The organism is uncultured Dialister sp., from assembly GCF_937959425.1.
In the GTDB taxonomy this organism is placed as follows: domain Bacteria; phylum Bacillota; class Negativicutes; order Veillonellales; family Dialisteraceae; genus Dialister.
Genome location: NZ_CALGPS010000130.1, coordinates 1 through 2,620, shown reverse-complemented (window position 1 = coordinate 2,620; position 2,620 = coordinate 1). Strand labels below are relative to the sequence as shown.

1 protein-coding gene is annotated in these 2,620 nt (G+C 54.6%); it reads left to right on the top strand.

Annotation, left to right across the window (positions count from 1 at the left end; all coding sequences use genetic code 11):
- Positions 1–833: 833 nt before the first annotated feature.
- A complete protein-coding gene (locus tag Q0482_RS05800; protein WP_299144545.1) occupies positions 834–2,435 on the top strand; it encodes a polysaccharide biosynthesis protein in 1,602 nt (533 codons plus the stop codon).
- Positions 2,436–2,620 lie beyond the last annotated feature (185 nt).

Below are 2,620 nucleotides of genomic sequence, written 5' to 3'. Positions count from 1 at the left end.
TCTGTGAGGGGCGGACAGAGTAATCTGATTCCGTCTACTCGACTGACAGCGGCTTCGCCGCTGAGGTTGGTGGGCGCAGCCGCGGAGCGGCTGGGATCGAAGATCGGGGCCGCCACATTGTCATTTCGACCGTAGCAAAGGGGAGTGGAGAAATCTCCCTGCTATACTGTGGCTGGTGGCTGGTAGCTGGTAGCTGGGAAAACCATACAACCGGGCTTTGCCCGCTGAAAAACAAACCAACCGCTCTGGCGGGCGGGGGAAAAGAGCTGCCCCCTTTGGTGGCTGGCGCCACCACCCTCGCCACGGTGTGAAGCGTGTCACACGATTCTCAGGTCGCTAACGCTCCCCTACGAATCGTGTTCCCTTGCCACCCCGCAGGCGGTGGGACAACAACCCGTGCTTAATGTAGAGCCACTTATGAGCGAAATGTTATACGGAGCTTTATTGTGCCCCCGCACAGCGGGGGAAAGGTGGTGCCGTAAGGCACCAAAGGGGGGGTGGCCACCGGAGGTGGCCAATTCATCGCCATGTTCAGCGCGATTTATGCAGCAGGAAGCTCATCCCGTAACGCTGACTATATACTCATCGCCGCCAAAGGCGGCGATACCTTCCCCTCTGAACCCTCTGAACCTTTTGAACCCTTTGAACCCTCACGTCGAAGGCGCGCCCAAAGGGCGCGGAACCCTCCGGACCCGGGCCGCGGAGCGGCCCTCCCTGTGGGCGTAGCCCCATAAACTTTCCATCAATCCTTATAATAAAGCTTTACAATTTTTCTGAAATCTGATATGACTATATGAGTTGTGAATCATATTTCCTATTGAAACAGGTGAAAAATGCGTAAGAATTCATTTATCCAGGGTGCCCTGATTTTAACGGTGGCCGGTATTATCGTTAAATTCATCGGTGCCTTCAGCCGGATTTATTTGTCCCGCCTTCTGGGCGGGGAGGGGATTGGCCTTTACCAGATGGCCTATCCTATTTATCTTCTCTGTCTGTCCGTTTCTTCCGCCGGCCTTCCGGTGGCCATTTCCATTATGGTGGCGGAAAGAAATGCGGTGAATGACTACAACGGGGGACAGAAGGTGTTCCGCATTTCCATGGCAGCGCTGGTGATGACGGGGCTCTTTTTCAGCGTCCTTCTTTTCTTCGGCTCCCAGTGGCTGGTGGATACGGGCATTGTCCGTGACCCCCGGGCCTACTGGTCCCTTTTGGCTCTTTCACCGGCGGTGTTCTGTGCCACTCTTCTGGCCACGCTGCGCGGATATTTCCAAGGGCTGCAGCTTATGACCCCTACTGCCGTGTCCCAGATTCTGGAACAGGTGGTGCGGGTGGTGACTATGATTGCCTTTGCAGTCATCCTTCTGCCCTACGGTCTTGAGTTTGGCGCGGCCGGTGCTACCCTTGGTGCAGCGCCTGGCGCGTTCATGGGTATTGTGGTTCTCATCGGTTTCTACTACATGACCCGGGGATGGAGAAAAGAACTGGCAGCGGAACAGGATCCTTCCATTAAGCCCCAGAGTGCACTCTTTATTATTAAAAGGCTCTTGATTCTGGCCATTCCTGTTTCCCTGGCTAATATCATGCTGCCTATCGTTTCCAATATCGACCTTTTCATCGTGCCCCGCCGCCTGGAAGTGGCAGGTTTTGCGGTGGAGGAAGCCACCACCCTTTTTGGCTACCTCACCGGCATGGCAACGGCACTGGTGAATATGCCCACCATTGTGACCGCTTCCCTGGCAGCCAGCCTGGTGCCCGTTATTTCCGAAGCCATTGCCCAGAAAAAGGGGGATGTGGTGATGCAGAGGACCGATACGGCCATGCGTCTTGCCAACCTCATTACCATTCCCGCCTTCGTAGGTATGTGCGTCATTGCCACTCCTATTTCCGCCATGCTCTATGCCACCCCTGATGCAGGCCCCTGCATTGCGGTGATGAGCTTCGGCGTATTCCTTCTGGGAGTGCAGCAGGTAACCACCGGCGTTCTGCAGGGCATGGGGAAGACTGCCATTCCCTTCATCAACATGGTGATTTCCGCTTCCGTCAAGGTCTTCCTTTCCTGGAATCTCACAGCCCTCCCCGCCTGGGGTGTACTGGGCGCTGCCTGGGCTACCAATGCAGACTTCGGTGTGGCAGCGGTGCTGAACCTGATTTTCCTCTATAAATACAGGCACTATACTATGGATATCATCCATACGGTGAAACTCTTCATCGCTGCCGGCATTATGGGTGCCGTGGTGCTGGGCGTATATCACGGTGCCTTCGGTTTCATCCACAGCAATACATTGGCAACCCTGGTATCCATCTGCGTAGGCGGCGTGGTCTACCTTGCAGCCATCGTCATTATCCGCGCCGTAAGACCGGAAGATGTGGCAGGCGTTCCGAAAATCGGACCGAAACTGGCAGCAGCTGTTGAAAAACTGAGCTTTAAAATCTAGTCATACATCATAGGAAATATGAAAAGCCATGAAATGGAATCTCAAAGGAGATATCATTTCATGGCTTTTTGACACGCCCTGCGGGCGTGAGGTTTTTTAAGATTGACGGGGCTTATGCCCCGAGGGTTCTCAGGTTGTGCGCCAGTTCGGCGTGTATAGTATAGTCTGGTGAAAGTCCAGACCCG

Excerpts from the sequence above, each read along its gene's own strand:
- Q0482_RS05800 (WP_299144545.1), top strand. The coding sequence starts at position 834 with ATGCGTAAGAATTCATTTATCCAGGGTGCCCTGATTTTAACGGTGGCC.